General features: G+C 65.5%; 21 protein-coding genes and 1 pseudogene. 11 read left to right on the forward strand and 11 right to left on the reverse strand.

Annotation, left to right across the window (positions count from 1 at the left end; all coding sequences use genetic code 11):
* Positions 1-770 (forward strand): annotated as a pseudogene (locus FG95_RS00005) (mannitol dehydrogenase family protein); the annotation flags it as partial.
* Between the two features lie 115 nt (positions 771-885).
* On the opposite strand, the gene FG95_RS00010 reads toward FG95_RS00005, so the two are convergent.
* Complete coding sequence (locus FG95_RS00010) at positions 886-1,773, reverse strand: LysR family transcriptional regulator (protein WP_052181937.1); 888 nt, start codon at positions 1,771-1,773, stop codon at positions 886-888.
* Positions 1,774-1,997: 224 nt separating this feature from the next.
* On the opposite strand from FG95_RS00010, the gene FG95_RS00015 reads away from it, so the two are divergent.
* The 8 genes from FG95_RS00015 (at position 1,998) to mmsB (ending at position 8,859) form a co-directional block, all read left to right on the forward strand.
* Positions 1,998-3,503: a CoA-acylating methylmalonate-semialdehyde dehydrogenase gene (locus FG95_RS00015; RefSeq protein ID WP_037553094.1), complete on the forward strand. Its 1,506-nt coding sequence runs from the start codon at positions 1,998-2,000 to the stop codon at positions 3,501-3,503.
* A 70-nt stretch (positions 3,504-3,573) separates the two neighbouring features.
* Entirely contained in the window at positions 3,574-4,092 is a 519-nt protein-coding gene (locus tag FG95_RS00020) for a hypothetical protein (RefSeq protein ID WP_037553368.1), read from the forward strand.
* 25 nt (positions 4,093-4,117) lie between these two features.
* Entirely contained in the window at positions 4,118-4,423 is a 306-nt protein-coding gene (locus tag FG95_RS00025; protein WP_037553095.1) for an I78 family peptidase inhibitor, read from the forward strand.
* On the forward strand, positions 4,416-4,811 hold the full coding sequence (locus FG95_RS00030) for a RidA family protein (RefSeq protein WP_037553096.1): 396 nt from the start codon (positions 4,416-4,418) through the stop codon (positions 4,809-4,811). The genes FG95_RS00025 and FG95_RS00030 overlap by 8 nt, the downstream gene beginning before the upstream one ends.
* 2 nt (positions 4,812-4,813) lie before the next feature.
* Entirely contained in the window at positions 4,814-5,959 is a 1,146-nt protein-coding gene (locus FG95_RS00035) for an acyl-CoA dehydrogenase family protein (RefSeq protein WP_037553097.1), read from the forward strand.
* Positions 5,956-7,002 carry an enoyl-CoA hydratase/isomerase family protein gene (locus FG95_RS00040; protein WP_037553099.1) on the forward strand — a complete coding sequence of 349 codons (1,047 nt, stop codon included), beginning with the start codon at positions 5,956-5,958 and terminating at the stop codon, positions 7,000-7,002. Before FG95_RS00035 ends, FG95_RS00040 begins: the two co-directional genes overlap by 4 nt.
* 80 nt (positions 7,003-7,082) lie before the next feature.
* Positions 7,083-7,865 carry an enoyl-CoA hydratase-related protein gene (locus tag FG95_RS00045; protein ID WP_037553100.1) on the forward strand — a complete coding sequence of 261 codons (783 nt, stop codon included), beginning with the start codon at positions 7,083-7,085 and terminating at the stop codon, positions 7,863-7,865.
* 118 nt (positions 7,866-7,983) lie between these two features.
* Positions 7,984-8,859 carry a 3-hydroxyisobutyrate dehydrogenase gene (mmsB, locus tag FG95_RS00050; protein WP_200880123.1) on the forward strand — a complete coding sequence of 292 codons (876 nt, stop codon included), beginning with the start codon at positions 7,984-7,986 and terminating at the stop codon, positions 8,857-8,859.
* Positions 8,860-8,942: 83 nt separating this feature from the next.
* Here the strand turns inward: mmsB and FG95_RS00055 are convergent, their stop codons facing one another.
* From FG95_RS00055 to FG95_RS00100, 10 genes are all read right to left on the reverse strand, one after another.
* Complete coding sequence (locus FG95_RS00055) at positions 8,943-9,170, reverse strand: hypothetical protein (RefSeq protein WP_235211406.1); 228 nt, start codon at positions 9,168-9,170, stop codon at positions 8,943-8,945.
* A 153-nt stretch (positions 9,171-9,323) separates the two neighbouring features.
* Complete coding sequence (locus FG95_RS00060) at positions 9,324-11,357, reverse strand: 3-hydroxyacyl-CoA dehydrogenase NAD-binding domain-containing protein (protein ID WP_037553105.1); 2,034 nt, start codon at positions 11,355-11,357, stop codon at positions 9,324-9,326.
* A 121-nt stretch (positions 11,358-11,478) separates the two neighbouring features.
* Complete coding sequence (locus tag FG95_RS00065; RefSeq protein WP_037553106.1) at positions 11,479-12,681, reverse strand: serine hydrolase domain-containing protein; 1,203 nt, start codon at positions 12,679-12,681, stop codon at positions 11,479-11,481.
* Positions 12,682-12,694: 13 nt separating this feature from the next.
* Positions 12,695-13,498, reverse strand: a complete 804-nt coding sequence (locus tag FG95_RS00070; protein WP_037553108.1) for an SDR family NAD(P)-dependent oxidoreductase — start codon at positions 13,496-13,498, stop codon at positions 12,695-12,697.
* Positions 13,498-14,274: an SDR family NAD(P)-dependent oxidoreductase gene (locus FG95_RS00075; protein WP_037553111.1), complete on the reverse strand. Its 777-nt coding sequence runs from the start codon at positions 14,272-14,274 to the stop codon at positions 13,498-13,500. The genes FG95_RS00070 and FG95_RS00075 overlap by 1 nt, the downstream gene beginning before the upstream one ends.
* Positions 14,271-15,338, reverse strand: coding sequence for a phosphotransferase family protein (locus tag FG95_RS00080; RefSeq protein WP_037553114.1), 1,068 nt, complete (start codon positions 15,336-15,338; stop codon positions 14,271-14,273). Before FG95_RS00080 ends, FG95_RS00075 begins: the two co-directional genes overlap by 4 nt.
* 157 nt (positions 15,339-15,495) lie before the next feature.
* Positions 15,496-16,587 (reverse strand): Zn-dependent alcohol dehydrogenase, encoded by a 1,092-nt coding sequence (locus tag FG95_RS00085; protein ID WP_037553118.1) that lies wholly within the window; start codon positions 16,585-16,587, stop codon positions 15,496-15,498.
* 110 nt (positions 16,588-16,697) lie between these two features.
* Complete coding sequence (locus FG95_RS00090) at positions 16,698-17,987, reverse strand: acyl-CoA dehydrogenase family protein (protein ID WP_037553119.1); 1,290 nt, start codon at positions 17,985-17,987, stop codon at positions 16,698-16,700.
* A gap of 110 nt (positions 17,988-18,097) precedes the next feature.
* On the reverse strand, positions 18,098-19,558 hold the full coding sequence (locus FG95_RS00095) for an MFS transporter (protein WP_052181939.1): 1,461 nt from the start codon (positions 19,556-19,558) through the stop codon (positions 18,098-18,100).
* The gene (locus FG95_RS00100) at positions 19,555-20,412 is read right to left on the reverse strand and encodes an SDR family NAD(P)-dependent oxidoreductase (protein ID WP_037553121.1); all 858 of its coding nucleotides are present in this window, start codon (positions 20,410-20,412) and stop codon (positions 19,555-19,557) included. The genes FG95_RS00095 and FG95_RS00100 overlap by 4 nt, the downstream gene beginning before the upstream one ends.
* Positions 20,413-20,585: 173 nt before the next feature.
* On the opposite strand from FG95_RS00100, the gene FG95_RS00105 reads away from it, so the two are divergent.
* Entirely contained in the window at positions 20,586-21,767 is a 1,182-nt protein-coding gene (locus tag FG95_RS00105) for an acyl-CoA dehydrogenase family protein (RefSeq protein WP_037553123.1), read from the forward strand.
* A 148-nt stretch (positions 21,768-21,915) separates the two neighbouring features.
* Complete coding sequence (locus FG95_RS00110; RefSeq protein ID WP_037553125.1) at positions 21,916-23,034, forward strand: acyl-CoA dehydrogenase family protein; 1,119 nt, start codon at positions 21,916-21,918, stop codon at positions 23,032-23,034.
* Positions 23,035-23,158: the final 124 nt, after the last annotated feature.

The raw sequence follows: 23,158 nt of genomic DNA on the forward strand, positions 1-23,158 counted from the left end.
TGCGCCGTTTGATGCGCGAATATCTCGCCGCCTATCACCCCGACCTGTCGGCGTGGTTCGATGGCGAATGCACCTGTCCCGCGACGATGATCGACCGCATCGTCCCCGCCACGACCGACGCCGACCGCGCCGCGGTCGAAGCCGCGCTCGGCGCACGCGACGAGGGGGCGGTGGTCACCGAAGCTTTCAGCCAGTGGGTGATCGAGGATGATTTCGCCGGCCCGCGCCCGCACTGGGAAGCTGGGCGCGCGGAATTGGTGGCCGACGTCGCGCCCTATGAGACCGCGAAGCTGCGCATGCTCAACGGCGCGCATTCGGCGCTCGCCTATATCGGACTGGGGCGCGGACACGAATTTGTCCATCAGGCGATCGCCGATCCTGAAATCCGCCCGGTCATCGAACGGCTGATGCTGGGCGAAGCCGCGCCGACGATTGCCGCCGCGCCGGGGCAGGACCTCGCTGCCTATGCCGATGCGCTGCTGGGCCGCTTCGCCAACGCCGCGCTCGACCACCGGCTGATCCAGATCGCGATGGACGGCAGCCAGAAGATCCCGCAGCGCTGGCTCGAAACCATGGCCTGGCATCAGGCGCGCGGGGCACGCTGCCCGTCGCTCAAGGCCGCGATCGCGGCATGGATTGCCTTTCTGCGGAGCGATCGTCCGATCGACGACCCGCTTGCAGACAAGTTGCGCGAAGCGGCGGCAGGCCCTTACGCGATCGAACGGATATTCGGCGACGGCGGGCTGGTCGCTTCGGACTGGCGGCCATAAATCCCATATGATCCGTTCGCCCTGAGCTTGTCGAAGGGCCGTTCTTTCTTGCGACGCCGGAAGAAAGAAGGACGGTGCTTCGACAAGCTCAGCACGAACGGATTCGAGGTAGGCGCTAATCCGGCACCAACAACCCCCGGCTCTCCCTTACCTCCGCATCGAGCCAGTCGATAAAGGCGCGGATGCGCGGCTGCGGCGCAACGTCGCGGTGGAGCGCGAGCCAGAAGGCGCGCGCGATGACTTGATCGCCCCGCACGCGCACCAGCGCCGGGTCACCCGCCGCGAGGAAGCAGGGGAGCACACCGACCCCCGCGCCGCCCGCGATCATCCGTCGCTGCGCGAGGATCGACGAGGAGCGCACATTGGCGCGTAGTCCGGGCTCGATCTCGCCGAGATAATCGAGTTCGGGCGCATAAAGGATGTCGGGCATATATCCGATCACCGGAATCCCCGCGCGCGACAGAGGCGCCGCGGCGACCGCGTCCTGCCAGTCGGGCCGGTCGGCGGGGGCATAGAGGCCGAGACTGTAGTCGGAGAGCTTGCGCGTGATCAGCGGGCCCTTGCGCGGCCGCGCGAGCAGCACCGCCATATCGGCCTCGCGCCGCGACGGATTGAGGAAGCCTGACGAGGCGACAAGGTCGATCTCGAGCTCGGGATGCGCCGCGACGAAACGCCCGAGCCGCGGCGCGATGAAGCTGTTGCCGAACCCTTCGGAGACGCTTACGCGGAGTTGCCCCGACAGGTCCGATCCGCCTTCGGAAGCCTTGTGGATGCGCGCCGCCGCCGCCGCCATCGCTTCGGCGTGCGGAACGAGCGCGCGGCCCGCCGCGGTCAGAACGAAACCCGTCGTCGCGCGTTCGAAGAGCGTCTGCTGGAGCGCGGTTTCGAGCGCGCTGATCTGGCGGCTCACCGTCGTTGCGTCGACATGCAGCGCCGCCCCGGCGCGCGCAAGTGAGCCGTGGCGTGCGACGAACAGGAAATATTGCAGCTTGTCCCAGTCCATCAACTGCAAATATGCAGTATTGGACTGCAAGTCTATCCCTTGCCATCGGCCCGTAACTCGTATGAGAGAGCCTCCGACAATCTCCGCATCCCCGAGCGAAGACGAGGGGCTAAGCCGAGCGAAGTCGAGGCGGCAGCGTAGACGGTTCTCGCTACGCTCGAACGAGCCCCTCGTCTTCGCTCGGGGATGCGGGAATTTGGTTAAGCGTCAGGGAAGGATCCTCCATGCGACAGATCGACCATCACATCGTCGGCGGAGCCGGCGGCAGCGCCCGCCAAGGCGACGTCTTTGACCCGAACAATGGCGGCGTGCAGGCGCGGGTCGCGCTCGGCGACCGCGCCATCCTCGACCGCGCCGTCGCCGCCGCCAAGGCCGCGCAGCCCGCATGGGCCGCAACGAACCCACAGCGCCGCGCGCGCGTGATGTTCGAATTCAAGCGGCTCGTCGAAGCCAATATGAACCAGCTCGCCGAAATGCTGTCGAGCGAGCATGGCAAGGTGATCGCCGATTCGAAGGGCGACATCCAGCGCGGCCTCGAAGTCATCGAATTCTGCTGCGGCATCCCGCATGTGCTGAAGGGCGAATATACGCAGGGCGCCGGCCCCGGCATCGACGTCTATTCGATGCGCCAGCCGATCGGCATCGGCGCGGGCATCACCCCGTTCAACTTCCCCGCGATGATCCCGTTATGGATGGGCGGCGTCGCGACCGCGACCGGCAACGCCTTCATCTTGAAGCCCAGCGAGCGCGACCCCTCGGTCCCTGTTCGCCTGTCCGAACTCTTCCTCGAAGCCGGCATGCCCGAAGGCATTTTCCAGACCGTCCACGGCGACAAGGAAATGGTCGATGCGATCCTCGACCATCCCGACATCGGCGCGGTCAGCTTCGTCGGCTCGTCGGACATCGCGCATTATGTCTACAACCGCGGCGTCGCCAACGGCAAGCGCGTGCAGGCGATGGGCGGCGCGAAGAACCATGGCATCGTCATGCCCGACGCCGATCTCGACCAGGTGGTGAACGACCTCACCGGCGCCGCCTTCGGTTCGGCGGGCGAACGCTGCATGGCGCTGCCCGTCGTCGTGCCCGTGGGCGAGGACACCGCCAACCGCCTGCGCGAAAAACTGATCCCCGCGATCGAGGCGCTGCGCGTCGGCGTATCGACCGATGCCGAGGCGCATTATGGCCCCGTGGTGACGCAGGCGCACAAGGAAAAGGTCGAAGGCTGGATCGCCAAATGCGCCGACGAAGGCGCCGAACTCGTCGTCGATGGCCGCGGCTTCACCTTGCAGGGCCACGAAAAGGGCTTCTTCGTCGGCCCGACCCTGTTCGACCATGTCACCCCCGACATGGAATCGTACAAGGAAGAAATCTTCGGTCCCGTGCTCCAGATCGTCCGCGCGCCCGATTTCGAAACCGCGCTCGAGCTGCCGTCGAAGCACCAATATGGCAACGGCGTCGCGATCTTCACGCGCAACGGCCACGCCGCGCGCGAATTCGCCGCGCGCGTGCAAGTCGGCATGGTCGGTATCAACGTGCCGATCCCGGTGCCGGTGGCCTATCACAGCTTCGGCGGCTGGAAGCGCTCGGCGTTCGGCGACACCAACCAGCACGGCATGGAAGGCGTGAAATTCTGGACCAAGGTCAAGACAATCACCCAGCGCTGGCCCGACGGCGCGGCGGGTGGGGTCGGCGACGCCGGCAACGCCTTCGTGATTCCGACGATGGGCTGATGTGCGGATCGGGCGCACCGGTGAAACCTCTGCGCCCGGTCGAACATTTCTCCCGCGAAGGAGAATGACGATGATGCGATGGACGATGCCGGCCGCGCTGTTAATGCTCACGGCGTGCAGCGGCGGACAGGATGAGGAAACGGGACCCGAAGCCAGCTCGGATATCGGCCCGCTGCAAAAGGCCGAGCGCCCGGCGCCCGCCGAAACGCCTGCGCCGGACGCAGAACCCGAAGCGCCGGCAAAGACCGAGCCCGGCGACAAAGTCGACGGCAAGACGATCCCCTCCGCGATCCGCGGCCGCTGGGCGCTGAAGGCCGCCGATTGCGCCGCAAAAAAGGGCGCCGACCTCACCGCGTTGACCATCGACGCAACAAATTTGCGTTTCTTCGAGTCGCACGGCGAGCTTGCCGGCGTGCAGAAGAGCGACGCGAACAGCATCGTCGCCGACTATAAATTCAGCGGCGAGGGCGAGGAATGGGATCGCCGGATGCAGCTCGATCTCGCCGATGGCGGCAAGACGCTCGTTCGCCGCGATTCGGGTGAGGGTGCCGCAGCGGGCGCGATGCGCTATACGCGCTGCGCCGGATGACGGTTTTTTGAAAGGGAGATTATCGATGGACATTCGCTTGCTCGCACTTGTCGCCGCCCTGCCGCTTGCCGCCTGCTCGAGCAGCGATGCGCCTGTCGAATCGACCCCGCCGCCGCCCGAGGCCGAAATGACGTGCAAGGCGGACGCGGTGCAGTCCTATGTCGGCCAGACCGTCACCCCCGATCTCGGCGCCGCGATCCTCAAGGCATCGGGCGCGCGCACATTGCGCTGGGGCCCGCCGCGCTCGGCGATGACGATGGACTATCGCGTCGACCGCGTGAACGTCATGTACGACGATGCGTCGAAGATCACACAGGTCACCTGTGGCTGACGCGTCGCGGCGTCATCACTCCTCGGCGTCCCCGTTCGAACCGGTCTACGGCTACAGCCGCGCGGTTCGGGTGGGGGACCGCATCGACGTGGGGGGCTGTGCGCCGATCGAGGCCGACGGCAGTTCGACCGTCGGCGATGCGGGGGTTCAGGCGGCGCGCTGCCTGACGATCATCGCCGAGGCGCTCGCGGCGCTCGGCGGATCGCCCGCCGACGTCGTGCGCACGCGCATGTATATCACCGACCCCGCCGACGCCGACCTCGTCGGCCGCGCGCACGGCGCGATGTTCGGCGACATCCGTCCCGCCTCGACGATGCTCGTCATCCCCGCGCTGATCCGCCCCGAGTGGAAAGTCGAAATCGAAGCCGAAGCGATTCTAGAGAAATGACCATGACCGACCAGTTCCAGCTTACCGATGACCAGCTCGCCATCCAGGACATGGCGCGCAAATTCACCGCCGATCGCATCACGCCCTTCGCGGCCGAGTGGGACGAGAAAAGCCACTATCCCGTCGACGTGTGGAAGGCGGCGGGCGAGCTCGGCTTCGGCGCGATCTACGTCGCCGAGGAGTCCGGCGGCATCGGGCTCGGCCGGCTCGAGGCGGCGCTGATTATGGAGGCGATGGCCTATGGCTGCCCCGCTACATCCGCTTATGTCTCGATCCACAATATGGCGACGTGGATGATCGACCGCTTCGGCGGAGCGGAGGTCAAGGCGCGCTTCCTGCCCGACCTCGTCAGCATGGAAAAGATCGCGAGTTATTGCCTGACCGAGCCGGGCTCGGGGTCGGACGCCGCGGCGCTCAAGACGACGGCGAAAAGGGACGGCGACCATTATGTCCTGAACGGCACCAAGCAGTTCATCTCGGGCGCGGGCCATAACGACATCTATGTCTGCATGGTCCGCACCGGCGACGAGAAGTCGAAAGGCATCTCCTGCCTCGTCGTCGAAAAGGACACGCCGGGCCTCAGCTTCGGTGCGCCCGAGAAGAAGCTCGGGTGGAACGCCTCCCCCACCGCGCAGGTGATCTTCGAGGATTGCCGCGTGCCCGCCGAGAATCTGGTCGGCGCCGAAGGCGACGGCTTCCGCTTCGCGATGGCGGGGCTCGACGGCGGGCGGCTCAATATCGGCGCCTGTTCGCTCGGCGGCGCGCAGCGCTGTCTCGACGAAGCGATCGCCTACACCAAGGATCGCCAGCAGTTTGGGTCCCCGATCGCCGATTTCCAGAACACTCAGTTCATGCTCGCCGACATGGCGACCGACCTCGAAGCGTCGCGCGCGCTGCTTTACATGGCGGCGGCGAAGGTCACCGCGAACGCGCCCGACAAGTCGCGCTTCTCGGCGATGGCGAAAAGACTCGCGACCGACAATGGCAGCAAGATCGTCAACGACGCGCTCCAGTTGTTCGGCGGCTATGGCTATCTCAGGGATTATCCGATCGAGCGTTTCTGGCGCGACCTTCGCGTTCATTCGATCCTCGAAGGCACCAATCAGGTGATGCGGATGATCGTCGGAAGGGACCTGCTGCGCCAATGACCGAAGATGTATTGATTGCAACCGACGTCCGCGTCGGCCGCATCTCGCTCAACCGCCCCAAGGCGATCCATGCGCTCAATCTCGCCATGTGCGAAGCGATGATCGACGCGCTTTTAAAGTGGCGCGATGATGATGCAGTCGAGGCGGTGATCATCGATCATAGCGAGGGACGCGGTTTCTGCGCGGGCGGCGACATCCGCATGCTCGCGGAGAGCGGGGCGAAGGACGGCAAAGAGGCGCGCGCCTTCTTCCACACCGAATATCGCCTCAACCACCTGCTCTTCACCTACCCCAAACCCGTCGTCGCCTTCATGGACGGCATCACCATGGGCGGCGGGGTCGGCATTTCGCAGCCGGCGAAATATCGCGTCGCGACCGAGCATACGCGCTTCGCGATGCCCGAAACGGGAATCGGCCTTTTCCCCGACGTCGGCGGCGGCTGGTATCTGCCGCGGCTCGAAGGGCGCGTTGGTGCTTATCTCGCGCTCACCGGCGCGCGGCTCGACGGCGCCGAATGTCTCGCGCTCGGCCTCGCGACGCATTATCTGCCGTCGGAGAAACTTGCCGAGGCCAAGGAACGCATCGCGGTCGCCCCCGACCGCATCGGCGGCATCTTGGGCGAGCTGTCGGTCACCGCGCCGCCCGCCAGCATCACCCAGAATCTCGAACGGATCAACCGCCTGTTCGCGAGCGACACCTATGAGGACATTCTCGCCGCGCTCGAAGCCGACGGCGGCGAATGGGCGGCCAAGGAGCTGGCAACGCTCCACGGCAAGAGCCCGCAGACCTGCAAGGTCGCGCTCCGCCAGCTCAAGGAAGGCGGCGAGATGCACGACTTCGCCGCGCAGATGACGCAGGAATATGCGATCGGAAGCCGCGTCGTTTCGATGCACGACTTCATCGAAGGCGTCCGCGCGCTGATCATCGACAAGGACAACAGCCCGAAATGGGATCCGCCGACCCCCGAAGCGGTCACCGACGACTGGATCGACGCGATCTTCGCGCCTTTGCCCGAGAGCGAGAAATGGACCCCGCTGACTTGATCGTCGCCCCCGTGAAGACGGGGGCCGCCAGACTTTAACGCCAACGGCCCCCGCCTTCGCGGGGGCGACGGAGAAAAAAGATGACCTACGAAACCCTCCTCGTCGAAACGCGCGGGGCCGTCACGCTGGTGACGCTCAACCGCCCGCAGGCGCTGAACGCGCTGAATTCGAGCGTACTCGACGATCTGATCGCCGCCTTCACCGCCTTCGAGGCCGATGCCAGCCAGCGCTGTGCGGTGCTCACCGGATCGGGCGACAAGGCCTTCGCTGCGGGCGCCGACATCAAGGAAATGGCCGACAAGCCGGCGGCCGATTTCTACCTTCAGGATTTCTTCTCGAAATGGACAAGCGACTTCGTGAAGAAGGTGCGCAAGCCGTGGATCGCGGCGGTGAATGGCTTTGCCTTGGGCGGCGGCTGCGAACTTGCGATGATGGCCGACTTCATCATCGCGTCGGACAAGGCGAAGTTCGGTCAGCCCGAAATCAAGCTCGGTGTCGCCCCCGGCATGGGCGGGTCGCAGCGGCTGACGCGCGCGATCGGCAAGGCGAAGGCGATGGAAATGTGCCTCACCGGCCGGATGATGGACGCCGCCGAAGCCGAGCGCTCGGGCCTCGTCGCGCGCGTCGTCGCGCATGAAACGCTGGTCGAGGAAGCGGTGAAGACCGCGACCACGATCGCCGCGATGCCGCCGATGGCCGCGATGGTGAACAAGGACATGGTCAACGCCGCGTTCGAAACCACGCTCGACCAGGGCCTCATCTACGAACGCCGCCTGTTCCAGATCCTCGCCGCGACCGAGGACAAGGCCGAAGGCATGGCCGCCTTCATCGAAAAGCGCGAAGGCGTGTGGAAGGGGCGGTGAGCCCAGTTCCCCTCCCGCTTGCGGGAGGGGTTAGGGGAGGGTCTGTTTCCTCTCCACCAGTTCAATATTCGGGACAGGCCCTCCCCCGGCCCCTCCCGCAAGCGGGAGGGGAGAGATAATGAAAATCGCATTCATCGGACTCGGAAACATGGGCGGCGGCATGGCCGCCAACCTTGCGAAAGCGGGCCACGACGTCCGCGCCTTCGACCTCAGCGAGGAAGCATTGGCGCGCGCCGTCGAAGCCGGCTGCACCCGCGCCGCATCGGCGGCCGAAGCCGTCACCGGCGCCGAAGCCGTCGTCACCATGCTCCCCGCGGGCAAGCATGTCGCGGGTGTCTACGAAAGCGACGTCTTTCCCAACGCCGCGCCGGGCACGCTGCTGCTCGACTGCTCGACGATCGACGTCGCGACCGCGCGCGCCAATATCGAAGCCGCGACCGCCAAGGGCCTCGTCGCGGTCGACGCGCCCGTCTCGGGCGGTATCGCCGCCGCCAATGCGGGAACCTTGACCTTCATGGTCGGCGGCACGGACGAAGGTTTCGCGCGCGCCGAACCGATCCTCGCCAAGATGGGCAAGGCGGTGATCCATGCGGGCGGCGCCGGCGCGGGGCAGGCCGCGAAAATCTGCAACAACATGCTGCTCGGCGCGTCGATGATCGCGACGTGCGAAACGCTCGCGCTCGCGCAGAAGCTCGGGCTCGATCCGCAGAAATTCTTCGACATCGCCAGCGTGTCGTCGGGGCAATGCTGGTCGCTCACCAGCTACGCGCCGCTCCCCGGCGTCGGGCCGACGACGCCCGCCGACAATGATTACAAGGGCGGCTTCGCCGCCGCGCTGATGCTCAAGGATTTGCGCCTTGCCATGGAGGCGGCCGCCAGCGTCGATGCCGACGTCCCGATGGGGTCGAAGGCGCGCGAATTGTACGAGGCATTCGTCGAGGCCGACAAGGACGGCCGCGACTTTTCGGCGATCATCAAGACGCTTCAATCCTAGTCGTCGCCCCCGCGAAGGCGGGGGCCGCTGGAAAGGTAGCGTAAGGCTGATAGCGGCCCCCGCCTTCGCGGGGGCGACGGGCCTCAGTAAAAATCCGCCGTCTCGCCGCCGTCGCGGCGCTCGGTGCGATGCACCTGCGTCGGGGCCTTGTGCTCGCCGGTGCGTACCTCGATCCGGCCATCGATGCGGCGCACTTCGGCCGGCGCCAATATTCGCGCGCGCGCGACGCCGATCGCGCTAACCTGCGGCGTCGCTACGAGAGCGGTTACCGGCACGCTGCCGGTGAGCAACAGGAGGGCAAGGGCGGACATGGCGTTCATGCTCTGCCGTAACGGCGGGTCTTGCCAGCGCTTTAACCCTGAATCGCAAGTTTTCGCTCACGCCTGCGGCCGCCTCCGGGCAAAAGAAAGGCCGCCTGCCCCGCAGCGGGACAGACGGCCTGCTTTTCGTGAGCGTGCGCGGGCTCAGAAGCCCGATTTCGCCTCCGCTTTCTCCTTGAGCAGCGGCGCGATTTCGAAACCATGTTTCTCGAGCGCCGCGACGATCTTGTCGGTGCCTTCCAGCCCCGCCCAGAACATCGGGCCGCCGCGATAGACCGGCCAGCCATAGCCATAGATCCACACGACATCGATGTCGCTCGCCCGCTGCGCCTTGCCTTCGGACAGGATCAGCGCGCCTTCGTTGACCATCGGATAGAGGGTGCGCTCGATGATCTCCTGATCGGTGATCTCGCGCTTCTCGACTCCCGCCTTTTGGCGGAATTCCTCGATGATCTCGGCAACGCGCGGGCTTTCGCTCGGCGTGCGCTTTTCGTCATAGTCGTAGAAACCTGCTTGCTTCTTCTGGCCCCATCGGCCTTCGGCGGCGAGCGCGTCGCGGATGCTTTCGATGCGGTTGGGGTCGCGGTGCCAGCCGATGTCGACGCCGGCAAGGTCGCTCATCTGGAACGGCCCCATCGGCATCCCGAACTCGACATGCACCTTGTCGACCTGCGCCGGCGTCGCGCCTTCGAGCAGCAGCTTCATCGCCTCCATCTGGCGCGGCTTCAGCATCCGGTTGCCGATAAAGCCGTCGCACACGCCCGCGACCACGGCGACCTTCCCGATCTTTTTGCCGATCGCCATCGCCGTCGCCAGCGCGTCGGGCGCGGTCTTGTCGCCGCGCACGACCTCGAGCAGCTTCATGACGTTGGCGGGCGAGAAGAAGTGCATGCCCAGCACGTCGCCGGGGCGGCTCGTCGCGGTCGCGATTTCGTCGATGTCGAGATAGGAGGTGTTCGACGCGAGGATCGCGCCGGGCTTCGCGATCTTGTCGAGCTTGCCGAAAATGTCCTTCTTGACGTCCATATTCTCATAGACCGCCTCGATGATGAGGTCGCAGTCGGCCAGGTCGTCGAGGCTGAGCGAGGGGGTGATCAGCCCCATCATAGCCTCGACCTGTTCGGGCTTGAAGCGGCCCTTGGCGGCCGACGCGTCGTAGTTCTTGCGCACGACGCCCAGCCCGCGGTCGAGCGCGTCCTGTTGCATTTCGACTATCGTGCACGGAATGCCCTTCTGCAGGAAGTTCATCATGATCCCGCCGCCCATCGTGCCGGCGCCGATGATGCCGACCTTTTTGATCTCGCGCAGCTGCGTGTCCTTGGGCAGGCCGTCGATCTTGGCCGCCTGACGCTCGGCGAAGAAGATGTGCCGCTGTGCCGCCGACTGGCTGCCGAACATCAGCTTCATGAACTGCTCGCGCTCGAAGGCGAGGCCTTCGTCGAAGGGCAGGCGCGTCGCCGCCTCGACGCAGGCGAGGTTGGCATAGGGCGCCTCGAACCCGCGCCAGCGCTTGGCATTCTTGGCCTTGAGCTGTTCGATCACCGCAACGTCGCCGAATACCGGACGTTCGCGCGTCGGGCGCGGGCCGTCGGCGATCTTGGCGCGGGCGAAGGCGATCGCATCGGCGGCAAGGCTGTCCTCGCCCGCCAGTTCGTCAACGAGGCCTAGCTCTTTGGCCTTCGATGCGGGCAGCGGATCGCCGGTCGAGGTCATCGTCGCGGCGGCTTCGACGCCGACGACGCGCGGCAGGCGCTGCGTGCCGCCCGCGCCGGGGAGCAGGCCGAGCTTCACCTCGGGCACGCCGAGCTTCGCCGAGGGCACCGCAACACGGTAATGACAGACGAGCGCGGTTTCGAGACCGCCGCCGAGCGCCGTCCCGTGGATCGCCGCGACGACGGGCTTCGATGCCGCTTCGATGCTGTTGAGCACCGCGTTGAAATCGGGGCCGCGCGGCGGCTTGCCGAATTCGCTGATGTCGGCGCCCGCGATGAAGGTCGCGCCGGCGCAGCGCAGCACGATCGCCTTGACGCCATCGTCGGCGAGCGCGGCGGTGAAATTATCCTCGAGCCCCTGCCGGACGTGCCAGGAGAGCGCGTTGACCGGCGGGTTGTTGACGATGATGACGGCGATTTCGCCATCCTTTTCCATCGTGACGGATACGGGGGTTTCTTCGGTCATGGGAGAACTCCTTCAAATAGGCCGCTCGCATCGAGCGAAGTCGAGATGCCCCTCGGGCTAGGCGCCCGTTCGACGGGTGTCTCGACTTCGCTCGACACGAACGGAGAGGTGGTGTTGCATTTCAGTCATCGATCGCGGCGTGGACAAGCGTCTTGACCTCGCGCCGCACGGGATAGGTGGAGGAAGGCATGAGCTGGGTCATGAAGACCATGCAAATCTCCTCGACCGGATCGACGAAGAAGCCGGTCGAGAACATGCCGCCCCAGTAAAAGTCGCCCGCCGAGCCGGGAATGCCCGCGCGCGCCGGATCGAGCGTGACCGCGAAGCCGAGCCCGAAGCCGACCCCGGCATTCTCGTCCTCGCTGAAAATGCCGACGCTGTGCTGCGTCAAATCGCCGCCGCCGACGAGGTGGTTCGATGTCATCAGATCGAGCGTCTTGCGGCTGACGATCCGTGTGTTGCCCAATTTACCACCGCCAAGCAGCATCAGGCAGAAGCGGTGATAATCGCCCAGCGTCGAGGCAAGCCCGCCGCCACCCGAGTGGAAACTGCGCTCCTTCGCCCAGCGGCTGCGCGCGCCTTCGTCGAAGCCCTGCATCTTGTTCTTGGGGTGAAAGGCATAGGCGTCGGTCAGGCGGTGCTGCTGGTCGGCGGGCACCCGGAACCCGGTGTCGACCATGCCGAGCGGGCCAAAGATGCGCTCCTGCAACACCTCTGCGAACGGCTTACCCTCGATCCGCTCGATCACCGCGCCGAGCACGTCGGTCGCCATCGAATAATTCCAGTGCGCGCCGGGGTCGAATTGCAGCGGGATTTTCGCGAGGTCGGCGATAAAGCTGTCCATCGTGTAATCGGCATCGAAATCGTCGATCCGCGCCTTGCGATAAGCCGCGTCGACCGGGGTGCGCTCCTGAAAGCCATAGGTCAGTCCCGACGTATGGCGCAGCAAATCGACCATGCGGATCGGCGACGCGGGCGGTCGCGTCAGGAAGGGGACATTGCCGCCGCCCGCGACGAAGACGCCGGTGTCCTTGAACTCGGGGCAGAACTTCACCAACGGATCGGACAGCGCGACCTTGCCCTCCTCGACCAGCATCATGAAGGCGATGCTGGTGATCGGCTTGGTCATGCTCGCGATGCGAAAGATCGCGTCGTCCTTCAGCGCCTCGCCGGGCCGCGCGTCGCCGATGCACGAGCGATGCGCGATCTCGCCGCGCCGCGATACGAGCGTCGCGGCGTGCGGCAGGCGGCCGGTGTCGACATATTTGGCGGCGAGAAAGGCGGGGATGCGGTCGAGCCGCGTCGTGTCGAATCCGTGGGTCATGCAGCGCTGCCTATCAGTGCGAGGTCTGGCCAAGCAACTGGCGCGTCACCGGGTGCGAACTGGTGAGGCCGCCATCGACCGCGATCGCTTGTCCGTTGACATAGCTCGCCTGATCGCTCGCGAGGAACAGCGCGACATTGGCGAGCTCCTCGGGCTGCGCCGCGCGGCGTAAAGGGTTCAATTGGCCGAGTTTGTGCGTGACTTCCTTGGCCTTGGCATAATCGAAGGTCGGCTTGGTCATCCCCGTTTCGGTCAGGCCGGGGCAGACGGCATTGACCCGCACGCCGCTCGTCGACAGCTGCTGCGCCGCGACCTTGGCAAGGTTGATCACCCCCGCTTTCGACGCGGAGTAAGCACCCGGGCCCGCGCCCGAATTGATCCCGGCAACGCTCGCGGTCAGCACGATCGCGCCGCCGCGGCCCTGGTCGACCATCGCCTTGCCCGCATGTTTCACCATCAGCGCGGGGCCGATCAGGTTGACGCGCAGCGTTTCGGTCCATTGGGCGGGATCGAAATCGAAGATGCCGCCCATGTCGCCGATGATCCCGGCATTGGCGAAGGCGACGTCGAGGCCACCGAAATTCTCTTTCGCGGCCGCGACGAGCGAGGCGACATCGGCTTCTACGCCCGCGTCGATTTCGAGCGCGACGACTTCGCCGCCCGCATCCTTCACCAGCTTTGCCGTGTCGTGCACCGCCGCACTCTTGTCGCCGATGACGAGCTTCGCGCCCTCGGCGGCGAAGCGCAGCGCGCTCGCGCGGCCGATGCCGCTGCCCGCGCCCGTGATGATCGCAACCTTGCCGTCCAATGCGCCCATCATGCGCCTCCCGAAATCGTGGCTCCGCCATCGCACACGATGGTCTGGCCGGTGGTGAATGCCCCCGCCTTGCTGGCGAGGAAGACCGCGGCGCCCGCGATCTCGTGCGGCTCGCCGATCCGCTTCAGGGTCGAGGCGGCGGTCGAGCGCCCCAGATTTTCTTCATTTTCCCACAAGGCGCGTGCCATGTCGGTGCGGATCAGGCCCGGCGCGATGCAGTTGACGCGCACGCCGCTGGGTCCGAACTCGACCGAAAAATTGCGCGCGACCTGCATGTCGGCGGCTTTCGAAATCCCATAGGCGCCGATGATCGGCGATCCTTTCAGCCCGCCGATCGAGCTGATGATCGTGATCGACCCTTCGCCGCGTTCGAGCATTTCGGGCGCGACCATCGTGATCAGCCAGTGATTGGACAGGATATTATTGTCCATGATCTTGCGGAACTGATCGTCGCTGATCCCGAGGCCGGGACCATAATAGGGGTTTGACGCCGCGTTGCAGACGAGCGCGGTGATCTTGCCGAAGGCGGCGCGCGTTTCGTTGACGAGGTTCTGCAAATCGTCCTTCGACGAGATGTTGGCGGCAACCGAAATCGCCGTGCCGTCGCCGAACTTCGCGTTGATCTCCGCTGCGGTCGCGTCGCACGCATCCTGCTTGCGGCTCGAAATCACCACCTTCGCGCCCTGCTCGGCCATCGCTTCGGCCGTGGCCTTGCCAATGCCGCGCGACGATCCGGTGATCAGCGCGACCTGCCCGGTCATGTCGAACAGGCTCATGCGCCGGCCTTTCGTGCAAAGTCCCACGCCTTTTCGGCGAGCGGACGGACGCGTTCGGACATCGCTTTCGCATGGGCGGAGGAAGCGGTGCCGTCGATGACGCGCTTCTTGATCCCCTGCATGATGCCGGCGAGGCGGAAGAAATTATAGGCGAAATACCAGTTCATGTCGGGCACGCCGTCGCGGCCGGTGGCTTGGCAATAGCGTTCGACCATCTCGTCGAGTTCGGGAATGCCGAGCGCCTTGCGGTCGAGGTCCATCACCCCCGACCGCCCGCCATTTTCGGTCACCCACGCCATCGCGACATAGGTGAAATCGGCGAGCGGATCGCCCAGCGTCGACAGCTCCCAGTCGAGCACCGCGAGTACCTCGGGCCGATCCTTGGCGAAGATCATATTGTCGATGCGGTAATCGCCATGGACGACGCTGGTACGCGTCTGCTCGGGCAAGGTTGCGGGCAGCCACGCGATCAGCTGCTCCATCTCGTCCATCGTCTCGGTTTCGGAGAGGCGGTACTGCTTGGTCCAGCGGTCAACCTGGCGGCCGAAATAATTGCCGGGCTTGCCGAAGTCACTGAGCCCCGCCGCCTCGATATCGACGCTGTGCAGCGCCGCAAGCGTGTCGATCATCGCCTCATAGGTCGCGCGGCGGTTCTCGGGGGTCGATCCCGGCATAGCGCCGTCCCAGATCGTGTGGCCGTCGACCATGCCCATCACATAGAACCAGCTGCCGACCACCGAATCATCGGTGCAGAGGCCATATTGGCGCGCGACGGGGAAGCCCATTTTATGCAGGCCTGCCTGCACCTTATACTCGCGATCGACCGCATGCGCCGAGGGCAGCAGTGGGCCGAAGGGCTTGCGGCGCAGCACATAATTGCCCGACGGGGCCGAAATCTTGTACGTCGGGTTCGACTGGCCGCCGGCGAACTTGCCCTGCGTCAGCGGACCTTCGAAGCCCTCGACATTGGCTTCCATCCACGCGGTCAGCTTCGCCTCGTCGAGCACATCGGCGCCCTCGGGCGCAACGGTGCCGCTGAAGGCTTTCTGGGCGTCCAAGGTCATATGTTCCTCCCTGCGCGAAGCGTGGGGAGGGGGACCATGGGAAGCATGGTGGAGGGGCCGACGAAGGAGGCGAGCGGCGCTCGCTGCCCCTCCACCAGCCTGCGGCCGGTCCCCCTCCCCATCTTCGACGGGGAGGATTGGGGGACGTGCCCCACGCTCATTGGTCGAACACGATCACCGACCGTGCGGCGTCGCCTTTCCTCATCTTGTCGAAGCCTTCGTTGACTTGTCCCAGCGGGATCGTCTCGGCGACGATCGAGTCGAGGTCGAGCAGCCCGCGCAGGTAGAAGTCGACGAGCCGCGGGATGTCGACCGGGAAGCGGTTGCCGCCCATGATCGCGCCCTGCAATTTCTTGCCCGACAGCAGGTCCATTGCGCTGAGGCCGACCTTCTCGGCGAGCGGCATCATGCCGAGGATTGTCGCGGTGCCGCCGCGCCGCAGCGACGCGACGGCGAGGCTCGCCGAGGCGGGACGCCCCACGGCCTCGATCGCATGGTCGACGCCGCCCTTACTGATTTCAACGATCTGCTTCGCGGCGTCGTCCGATAGCGCATCGACGACGTCGGTCGCCCCCAGCTTCTTCGCGAGTTCGCGCTTTTCGGGCACGGGGTCGGCGGCGATGATGCGCCCCGCACCCGCGATCTTCGCGGCGTTGATCGTCGCGAGGCCCACGCCGCCGCAGCCGACGACCGCGACGGTCTCGCCCGGCGTCACCTTGCACGCGTTGAAGATCGTTCCCGCACCCGTCGTCACCGCGCAGCCGATCACCGCGGCGCGGTCGAGCGGCATGTCGGGGTCGATCGCGACGCACGCATGTTCGTGGACCAGCATGACTTCCGAAAAGGCCGAGAGGTTGAGCATCTGGTTCACCGGCGACCCGTCGGGGCGCGTAATGCGCGGGGCCGATCCCGCCGGCCGCCGCGTGTCGCCGCCCATGCACAGCGACATGCGCCCGGTGACGCAGAACTCGCAATGGCCGCAGAAAGCGGAGAGGCAGGTGACGACCGCATCGCCGACCTTCACCGTGCGCACTTCGCTGCCGACCGCCTCGACGATGCCCGCGGCTTCGTGGCCGGGGATCGCGGGCAGCGGATGCGGATAAGCGCCGTCGATGAAATGCAGGTCCGAATGGCACAGCCCGCACGCGGCGGTGCGGATGCGCACCTCGTGCGGGCCGCAATCGGCAACGACGACGTCCTCGATGGACAGCGGCTTGCCCGGCTCGATCAGGATCGCGGCTTTGGTCATTTAGACTACCCTCTCTTGCCGTTTGCCCTGAGCCTGTCGAAGGGCCGTTCTTTCTGTATGCGAGAAAGAAGGACGGTGCTTCGACTAGCTCAGCACGAACGGATTATCCTTTAGCGTGATACCCCGATGTCGCCCGACGAAAAGCCCGGATCGCTCGCCTCGCTATGTTTGGCGAATTCGATGCGCGCGATCGCGCGTTCGTGGACTTCGTCGGGACCGTCGGCCAGACGCAACGTGCGTTGATGCGCATAGGCCTTGGCGAGCCCGAAATCCTCCGACACGCCGGCGCCGCCATGCGCCTGGATCGCATCGTCGATGATCTTGAGCGCCATGTTCGGCGCCTGCACCTTGATCATCGCGATCTCGGCCGCCGCGGTCTTGTTGCCGACCTTGTCCATCATGTCGGCGGCTTTCAGACACAGCAGGCGCGTCATCTCGATATCGATGCGCGCGCGCGCGAGGCGATGTTCCCAGATGCTGTATTCGGCGACCTTCTTGCCGAACGCCACGCGCGACTGGAGGCGCTTCGCCATCTTCGCGATCGCTTCTTCCGCCACGCCGATCGTGCGCATGCAATGGTGGATGCGGCCGGGCCCGAGGCGCCCTTGCGCGATCTCGAACCCGCGCCCCTCGCCGAGCAGCATCGCTTCCTCGGCATTGACGCGCACGTCCTTCAGTTCGATTTCCATATGGCCGTGCGGCGCATCGTCATAACCGAAGACGGGGAGGTGGCGCAGGATGTTCACCCCGGGGGCGTTCAGCGGCATCAGCACCATCGACTGTTGCGCGTGGCGCTTGGCGGCAAAGTCGGTTTTGCCCATCACGATCGCGACCTCGCAGCGCGGATCGCCCGCGCCCGACGACCACCATTTGCGGCCGTTGATCACATAATCGTCGCCGTCGCGCTCGATGCGCGTTTCGATATTCGTCGCGTCGGACGAGGCGACGCGCGGTTCGGTCATCAGAAAGGCCGAACGAATCTCGCCGTTCATCAGCCGGCCGAGATATTTGTCCTTCTGCGCGCGCGTCCCGTAACGGTGGAACACCTCCATATTGCCGGTGTCGGGCGCCGAGCAGTTGAACACCTCGCTCGCAAAGCCGACGCGGCCCATTTCCTCGGCGCACAGCGCATATTCGAGGTTGGTGAGGCCGGGCCCCTCGAACTCGAACGTCTCGTCGACATGGTGATGCGCGGCGCTGCGCGGGGGCATGAACAGGTTCCAGATGCCGGCTTCCTTCGCCTCGGCCTTCAGGTCCTCGACGACCTGGATGACCTTCCAGCGGTCGCCCGCCTTGTCCTGTTCGTTATAGGTGGGGACGGCGGGGCGGACCTTGCGTTCGATGAAATCGCGCACCCGGTCGCGCCAATAGACCTGCCGGTCGGTGAGATCGAAATCCATCTCCACATCCTTCCCTTTACGTTCACGTAAACCCTTGGACCGATTCGCGGGCCTTGCCAAGTCCTGCGGTCCGAAAATTACCTCATTTGGTCATGGCGCGCATTTTTCGCTTACGGGTGCGCCCCGCTCGCGTCGGGTTCGGCGCGCGCCGCGTCGCCCAGCAGCGCCAGCCGCGCCTCGTGATCGGCGCGCGAAATCGGAAAGCGCCGCATCACGATCAGCCCGACGATCCCGATGACGAGCACCGAAAGCATGTAACCGAGCGCCAGATCGCCGAGCACCGCGTTGCTGACCTGTCCCGGCTTGGCCCCGGCCGGAAAGGCGGCGAAGGACAGGATCATCCCCGCAGCGAAGATGCCGATGCCCGTCGCGCATTTCTGCATGAAGAAATAGCCCGCGAAGAACAGCCCTTCCGACCGGCGCCCCGTCTCGCTCTGCGACGCCTCGACGACGTCGGCCATCATCGACGAGGAGAGGATCATCAGGATGATCGAGAAGCTGTTGCTGACGAAAACGAGCGCGAACATCGTGGCGACACTCGGCTTGCCGGGCAGGCCCGGAAAAAAGCCTTGAATCCACGCGAAATAAATGCCGCTGTTGACGATCAGCGAGATCGCACCGGCGACGATCGCGGCGTCGCGCTTGCCGAGCTTGGTCGACAGCGGCGCGACGAGCAGAAAGGCCGCGATCATCGTCCCGAACAGCAGGAAGACATAGGCGACCATCTCCCCCCGCGTGAACTGCCAGAAGAAACTCAGCAGATAATTGTTCATCGCAAAGGTGATGCCCTGATTGACGAAGCCGAACAGCGCGGCGAACACCAGCCACAGGAAGGCGCGGTTCGACAGCGTATCGCGCATGTCGCGCAGGATATGCGACAGGCTCATTGCGGGCTGGTGGTCGGCGAGATTCGACACCGCGATCCGCTTGTGCTGGCCCGCCGCCGAGATGACGACGGCGCCGAGCATGACGAGCGCCCCGGTCAGCGCATAGGGGAAATAGCCCGCCGGATCGACCAGCCCCTTGGCGCCGCCGAAAAAGACGCCATAGGCGAGGACGAGGATCACCAGCCCGCCGCCCCAGCCGAACAGGAAGCGGTAGCGCATCACCGCGGTGCGCTCGTCATAATCGGCGGTGAGTTCGGGGACGATCGCTACCGACGGCACTTCGCACATCGACACGAGTGCGCGCACGATGATCGCGAAGCCGATCAGCCAGGCGACGGTCGCCGCGTCGCTCATTTCTGGCGGGCTCCACAGCGCCATCCACGCGAACGCGAGCGGGAAGGGCGCGATATAGAGCCATGGCAGGCGGCGGCCCCAGCGGCTGCGGGTGCGGTCGGTCAGTTCGCCGATCACCGGGTCGACGAACGCATCGAAGATCAGCGCAACCATGATAGCGATGCCGACGACGCCGGCGTCGAGCCCGATGACCTGATTGTAGAAGAGCAGCAGGAAGGTCGAAAAGCCGTTTTCCTTGACGCCGTAAGCGATGCTGCCGAGCCCGTGCACGAGCTTCAGCCAGACGGGCAGGCGTTTGGGCGGCGGAACCGTCGCGGCGGCCGCGCTCACGCGTCGGCTCCGGCCTTGGCGGCCTCCTCCATCGCGACGAGGGCGTCGAACAGGCCGGGGGCTTCGGGGTCCCACGCGTGGCGCTGGCCGATGGTCAGCCCGCCGTCGACCAGCATATGCGTGCCGGTCATGAAGGAGGATTCCTCGCTCGCGAGATAGGCGACCGCGTTGGCGATATCCTCGGGCTGGCCGCCGCGCGCGACGGGTTGCGCGGCCGCGCTCATCCCCGCGATGATCGCCTTCGCCTCATCCTTATTCGCCTCGGGCACATCGAGCGACGAGGTGAAGATATTGGTGTTGATGAAGCCGGGGCAGATCGCGTTGACGCGAATGCCGTAACGCGCAAGGTCGGTCGCGGCGACCTTGGAGAGATGCAGCACGCCCGCCTTCGCCACCGCATAGGCGATCGGCGAATAGCCCGCGCCGAGCGCCGCGACGCTCGCGGTGTTGACGATGCTCGCGCCCTTGCGGCCCTTCATATGCGGCGCGGCATAGCGGATGCCCATCGCGACCGACTTCAGCACGAGATCCATCGTCCGGTCCCAGCCCTCGGGGCTGATCTCGTCGATCGGCGCGCGGTCGCCCGCGGCGGCGGCATTATTGAACACGATGTCGATGCCGCCGGCTTTCGCCGCGGCTTCATTCATCAGTGCCTCGATGTCCGATGGCTTGGTGACGTCGCAGCGCACGAAGTCGATCTTGCCGTTCGACTGCTCGGCGAGTGCCTGTCCGCCCGCCTCGTCGATGTCGGCGGCGAAGACATGCGCGCCTTCGCCCGCGAGTTTCAAAACCGCTGCCTTGCCTATGCCCGACGCCGCTCCGGTGACGACGGCAATCTTGCCTGCGAATCGCATTGACCCATTCTCCCGTTTTCTTTTGCCACTTAGCTTAGGCGCCAAAGGTGACGCGTCAACGGCGGTCGAATCGACGCTACGGCGCCGTAACGGCAGGCCCGATTCTCCAAGTTGACGCTTGCGTAAAGTGGCGAAGCGGACGTAGATTTGGGCGCAGAAGAGGAGCCAAAAGGATGAGCGAACTGGACGCTTTCCGTACCGAGGTGCGGGAATGGCTGGAGGCGAACTGCCCCGCCGAAATGCGCGAACCGATCCGCGACGAGGGTGACGTCTGCTGGGGCGGGCGCAATTTCAAATTCAAGAATGAAGCGCAGAAAGCGTGGCTCGAAGCGTGCGTGGCAAAGGGCTATACCGTGCCCGACTGGCCGAAGCCCTATGGCGGTGCCGGGCTGACCCCCGAGCAGACCAAGATCCTCAAACAGGAAATGAAGCGCATCAAGGCGCGCTCGCCGCTCGACAGCTTCGGTATCTGGATGCTCGGCCCCGCGCTGCTGCAATTCGGGACCGAGGAGCAGAAGGTCCAATATCTGAACCCGATCGCACGCGGCGAAATCCGCTGGTGCCAGGGCTATTCGGAACCCGGCTCGGGCAGCGACCTTGTCAGCTTGCAGACCTTCGGCGAGGACAAGGGCGATCACTGGGTCGTCAACGGGTCGAAGATCTGGACCAGCTACGCCGACAAGGCCGACTGGATTTTCTGCCTCGTCCGCACCGACAAGACGAACAAATATCAGGGCATCACCTTCATGCTCTTTGACATGGAGAGCAAGGGCGTCACGACCAAGCCGATCCTGCTGATTTCGGGCAACTCGCCCTTCTGCGAAACCTTCTTCGACGATGTCGAAGTGCCGAAGACGCAATATGTCGGCGAGATCAACCGCGGCTGGGACGTCGCCAAATATCTGCTTGGCCACGAACGCGAGATGATCTCGGGCGGCGGTGCGGGCGGCGACATGGTCAGCATCGGCGGCGCCTTTGCCAAGGCGTTCGGCAAGAATGCGGCGGGCGAACTCGACGACCCGATCCTCCGCGCCGAAATGGCGGCGTTCGACGTCGATGTCTTTGCCTACAGGGCCATGGGCGAGCGTTTCATGGATATGTGGAAGACCGGCCGCGCGCATCCGGCCAGCTCGAACATGATGAAATATGTCGGGACCGAGCTCAACAAGCGGCGACACGAGCTGGTGATGTCGGGCGGCGGCAGCGAAGCGCTCGAATGGGACAGCGAGGAAAGCAAGGGCGGCGCGCGCGCGCGCGGGTGGCTGCGCACCAAGGCGAATTCGATCGAAGGCGGGACGAGCGAAGTCATGCTCAACGTCATCGCCAAGCGCATCCTGGATTTGCCGGGGGCGTAAACGAGACACGCCCTCCCCTTCAGGGGAGGGCAGCGAGACTTGGGAGCTTGCTCCCTAGTCGCAGCGGGTGGGGTCTATCGGCCTTACGCCACGCCGACAGACCCCACCCCAACCCCTCCCCTGAAGGGGAGGGGCTAAGGAGACAGATATGCCGCTCTATCACAATGACGATCAGGCGATGCTCAAGGACAGCGTCGCCCCCTTCGTGGCCGAACAGGCGCCGGTTTCGCACCTCCGCAAGCTACGCGACAGCGCCGACGCGACCGGCTTTTCGCGCGATCTCTGGGCGCAATTCACCGAAATGGGCCTGCCCGGCATGCTCGTTCCCGAGGCGCATGGCGGGCTCGGCATGGGGCATATGGAGGCGGGCATCGTGCTCGAGGAAATCGGCCGCAACCTGACCCCGTCGCCCTTCCTCTCGACCGGCGTCGGCGCGGTCGCCGCGCTGGCGAAGGCGGGCGGAACGCAGGCCGGCCGCTGGCTTCCCGCCATCGCGTCGGGCGAGGCGATCGTCGCGCTCGCGATCGACGAGGGCGCGAAGCACCGCCCCGACCGCATCGCGACGACCGCGACGCGCGCCGGAAACGGCTTTCGCCTCGACGGCAAGAAGAGCTTCGTGCTCCACGGCCATGTCGCCGATGTCAGCATCGTCGCGGCGAAGAGTGACGGCGGCATCACTTTGTTCGCGGTGCCGAAGGACGCGAAGGGCCTGACCGCCGATCCGCGCCGTCTCGTCGACTCCTCGCTCGCGAGCCACGTCACGCTCGACGGCGTCGAGGTCGATGCCGACGCGGTGATCGGCGAGGTCGATGCCGGCGGCGAGATCCTCGACGCGCTGCTCGCCGCGACCCGCACCGGCGCCGCCGCCGAGATGGTCGGCGTCGGCCAGGGCGCGATGGACATGACCGTCAATTACCTCAAGGAACGCAAGCAGTTCGGCAAGCTGATCGGCGAGTTCCAGAGCCTCCAGCACCGCGCCGCGCATCTCTACGGCGAGATGGAAGTCGCGCGCGCCACGGTAATGAAGGCGCAGCAATTGCTCGACGAGGGCAGCGAGGGCGCGAAGCTGATGGTCTCGGTCGCGAAAGCCAAGGCGGGCCGCGCCGCGAACCTCGCGGTGCGCGAAGGCGTGCAGATGCACGGCGGCATCGGCATGACCGACGAATATGACATCGGCCTCTATATGAAACGCGACCGCGCGCTCGCCGAATATATGGGCGACGTGCATTATCACATCGATCAGGTCGCGCGGATGAACGGCTACTAATCAGCCGAACCCCTCCCCTTCAGGGGAGGGGCAGAGAGACTTGGTCCGGCGTTAGCCGGGCCTTAGTCGAGCGGGGTGGGGGGCATCGGCCTTACGCTACCTCGCCGAACCCCACCCCAACCCC

The sequence above is a fragment of the Sphingopyxis sp. LC363 genome (assembly GCF_000756385.1).
Classification (GTDB): domain Bacteria; phylum Pseudomonadota; class Alphaproteobacteria; order Sphingomonadales; family Sphingomonadaceae; genus Sphingopyxis.

Excerpts from the sequence above, each read along its gene's own strand:
- FG95_RS00010 (WP_052181937.1), bottom strand. The coding sequence starts at position 1,773 with ATGGACTGGGACAAGCTGCAATATTTCCTGTTCGTCGCACGCCACGGC.
- FG95_RS00015 (WP_037553094.1), top strand. The coding sequence starts at position 1,998 with ATGCGACAGATCGACCATCACATCGTCGGCGGAGCCGGCGGCAGCGCC.
- FG95_RS00020 (WP_037553368.1), top strand. The coding sequence starts at position 3,574 with ATGATGCGATGGACGATGCCGGCCGCGCTGTTAATGCTCACGGCGTGC.
- FG95_RS00025 (WP_037553095.1), top strand. The coding sequence starts at position 4,118 with ATGGACATTCGCTTGCTCGCACTTGTCGCCGCCCTGCCGCTTGCCGCC.
- FG95_RS00035 (WP_037553097.1), top strand. The coding sequence starts at position 4,814 with ATGACCGACCAGTTCCAGCTTACCGATGACCAGCTCGCCATCCAGGAC.
- FG95_RS00040 (WP_037553099.1), top strand. The coding sequence starts at position 5,956 with ATGACCGAAGATGTATTGATTGCAACCGACGTCCGCGTCGGCCGCATC.
- FG95_RS00045 (WP_037553100.1), top strand. The coding sequence starts at position 7,083 with ATGACCTACGAAACCCTCCTCGTCGAAACGCGCGGGGCCGTCACGCTG.
- mmsB (WP_200880123.1), top strand. The coding sequence starts at position 7,984 with ATGAAAATCGCATTCATCGGACTCGGAAACATGGGCGGCGGCATGGCC.
- FG95_RS00055 (WP_235211406.1), bottom strand. The coding sequence starts at position 9,170 with ATGTCCGCCCTTGCCCTCCTGTTGCTCACCGGCAGCGTGCCGGTAACC.
- FG95_RS00060 (WP_037553105.1), bottom strand. The coding sequence starts at position 11,357 with ATGACCGAAGAAACCCCCGTATCCGTCACGATGGAAAAGGATGGCGAA.
- FG95_RS00065 (WP_037553106.1), bottom strand. The coding sequence starts at position 12,681 with ATGACCCACGGATTCGACACGACGCGGCTCGACCGCATCCCCGCCTTT.
- FG95_RS00070 (WP_037553108.1), bottom strand. The coding sequence starts at position 13,498 with ATGGGCGCATTGGACGGCAAGGTTGCGATCATCACGGGCGCGGGCAGC.
- FG95_RS00075 (WP_037553111.1), bottom strand. The coding sequence starts at position 14,274 with ATGAGCCTGTTCGACATGACCGGGCAGGTCGCGCTGATCACCGGATCG.
- FG95_RS00080 (WP_037553114.1), bottom strand. The coding sequence starts at position 15,338 with ATGACCTTGGACGCCCAGAAAGCCTTCAGCGGCACCGTTGCGCCCGAG.
- FG95_RS00085 (WP_037553118.1), bottom strand. The coding sequence starts at position 16,587 with ATGACCAAAGCCGCGATCCTGATCGAGCCGGGCAAGCCGCTGTCCATC.
- FG95_RS00090 (WP_037553119.1), bottom strand. The coding sequence starts at position 17,987 with ATGGATTTCGATCTCACCGACCGGCAGGTCTATTGGCGCGACCGGGTG.
- FG95_RS00100 (WP_037553121.1), bottom strand. The coding sequence starts at position 20,412 with ATGCGATTCGCAGGCAAGATTGCCGTCGTCACCGGAGCGGCGTCGGGC.
- FG95_RS00105 (WP_037553123.1), top strand. The coding sequence starts at position 20,586 with ATGAGCGAACTGGACGCTTTCCGTACCGAGGTGCGGGAATGGCTGGAG.
- FG95_RS00110 (WP_037553125.1), top strand. The coding sequence starts at position 21,916 with ATGCCGCTCTATCACAATGACGATCAGGCGATGCTCAAGGACAGCGTC.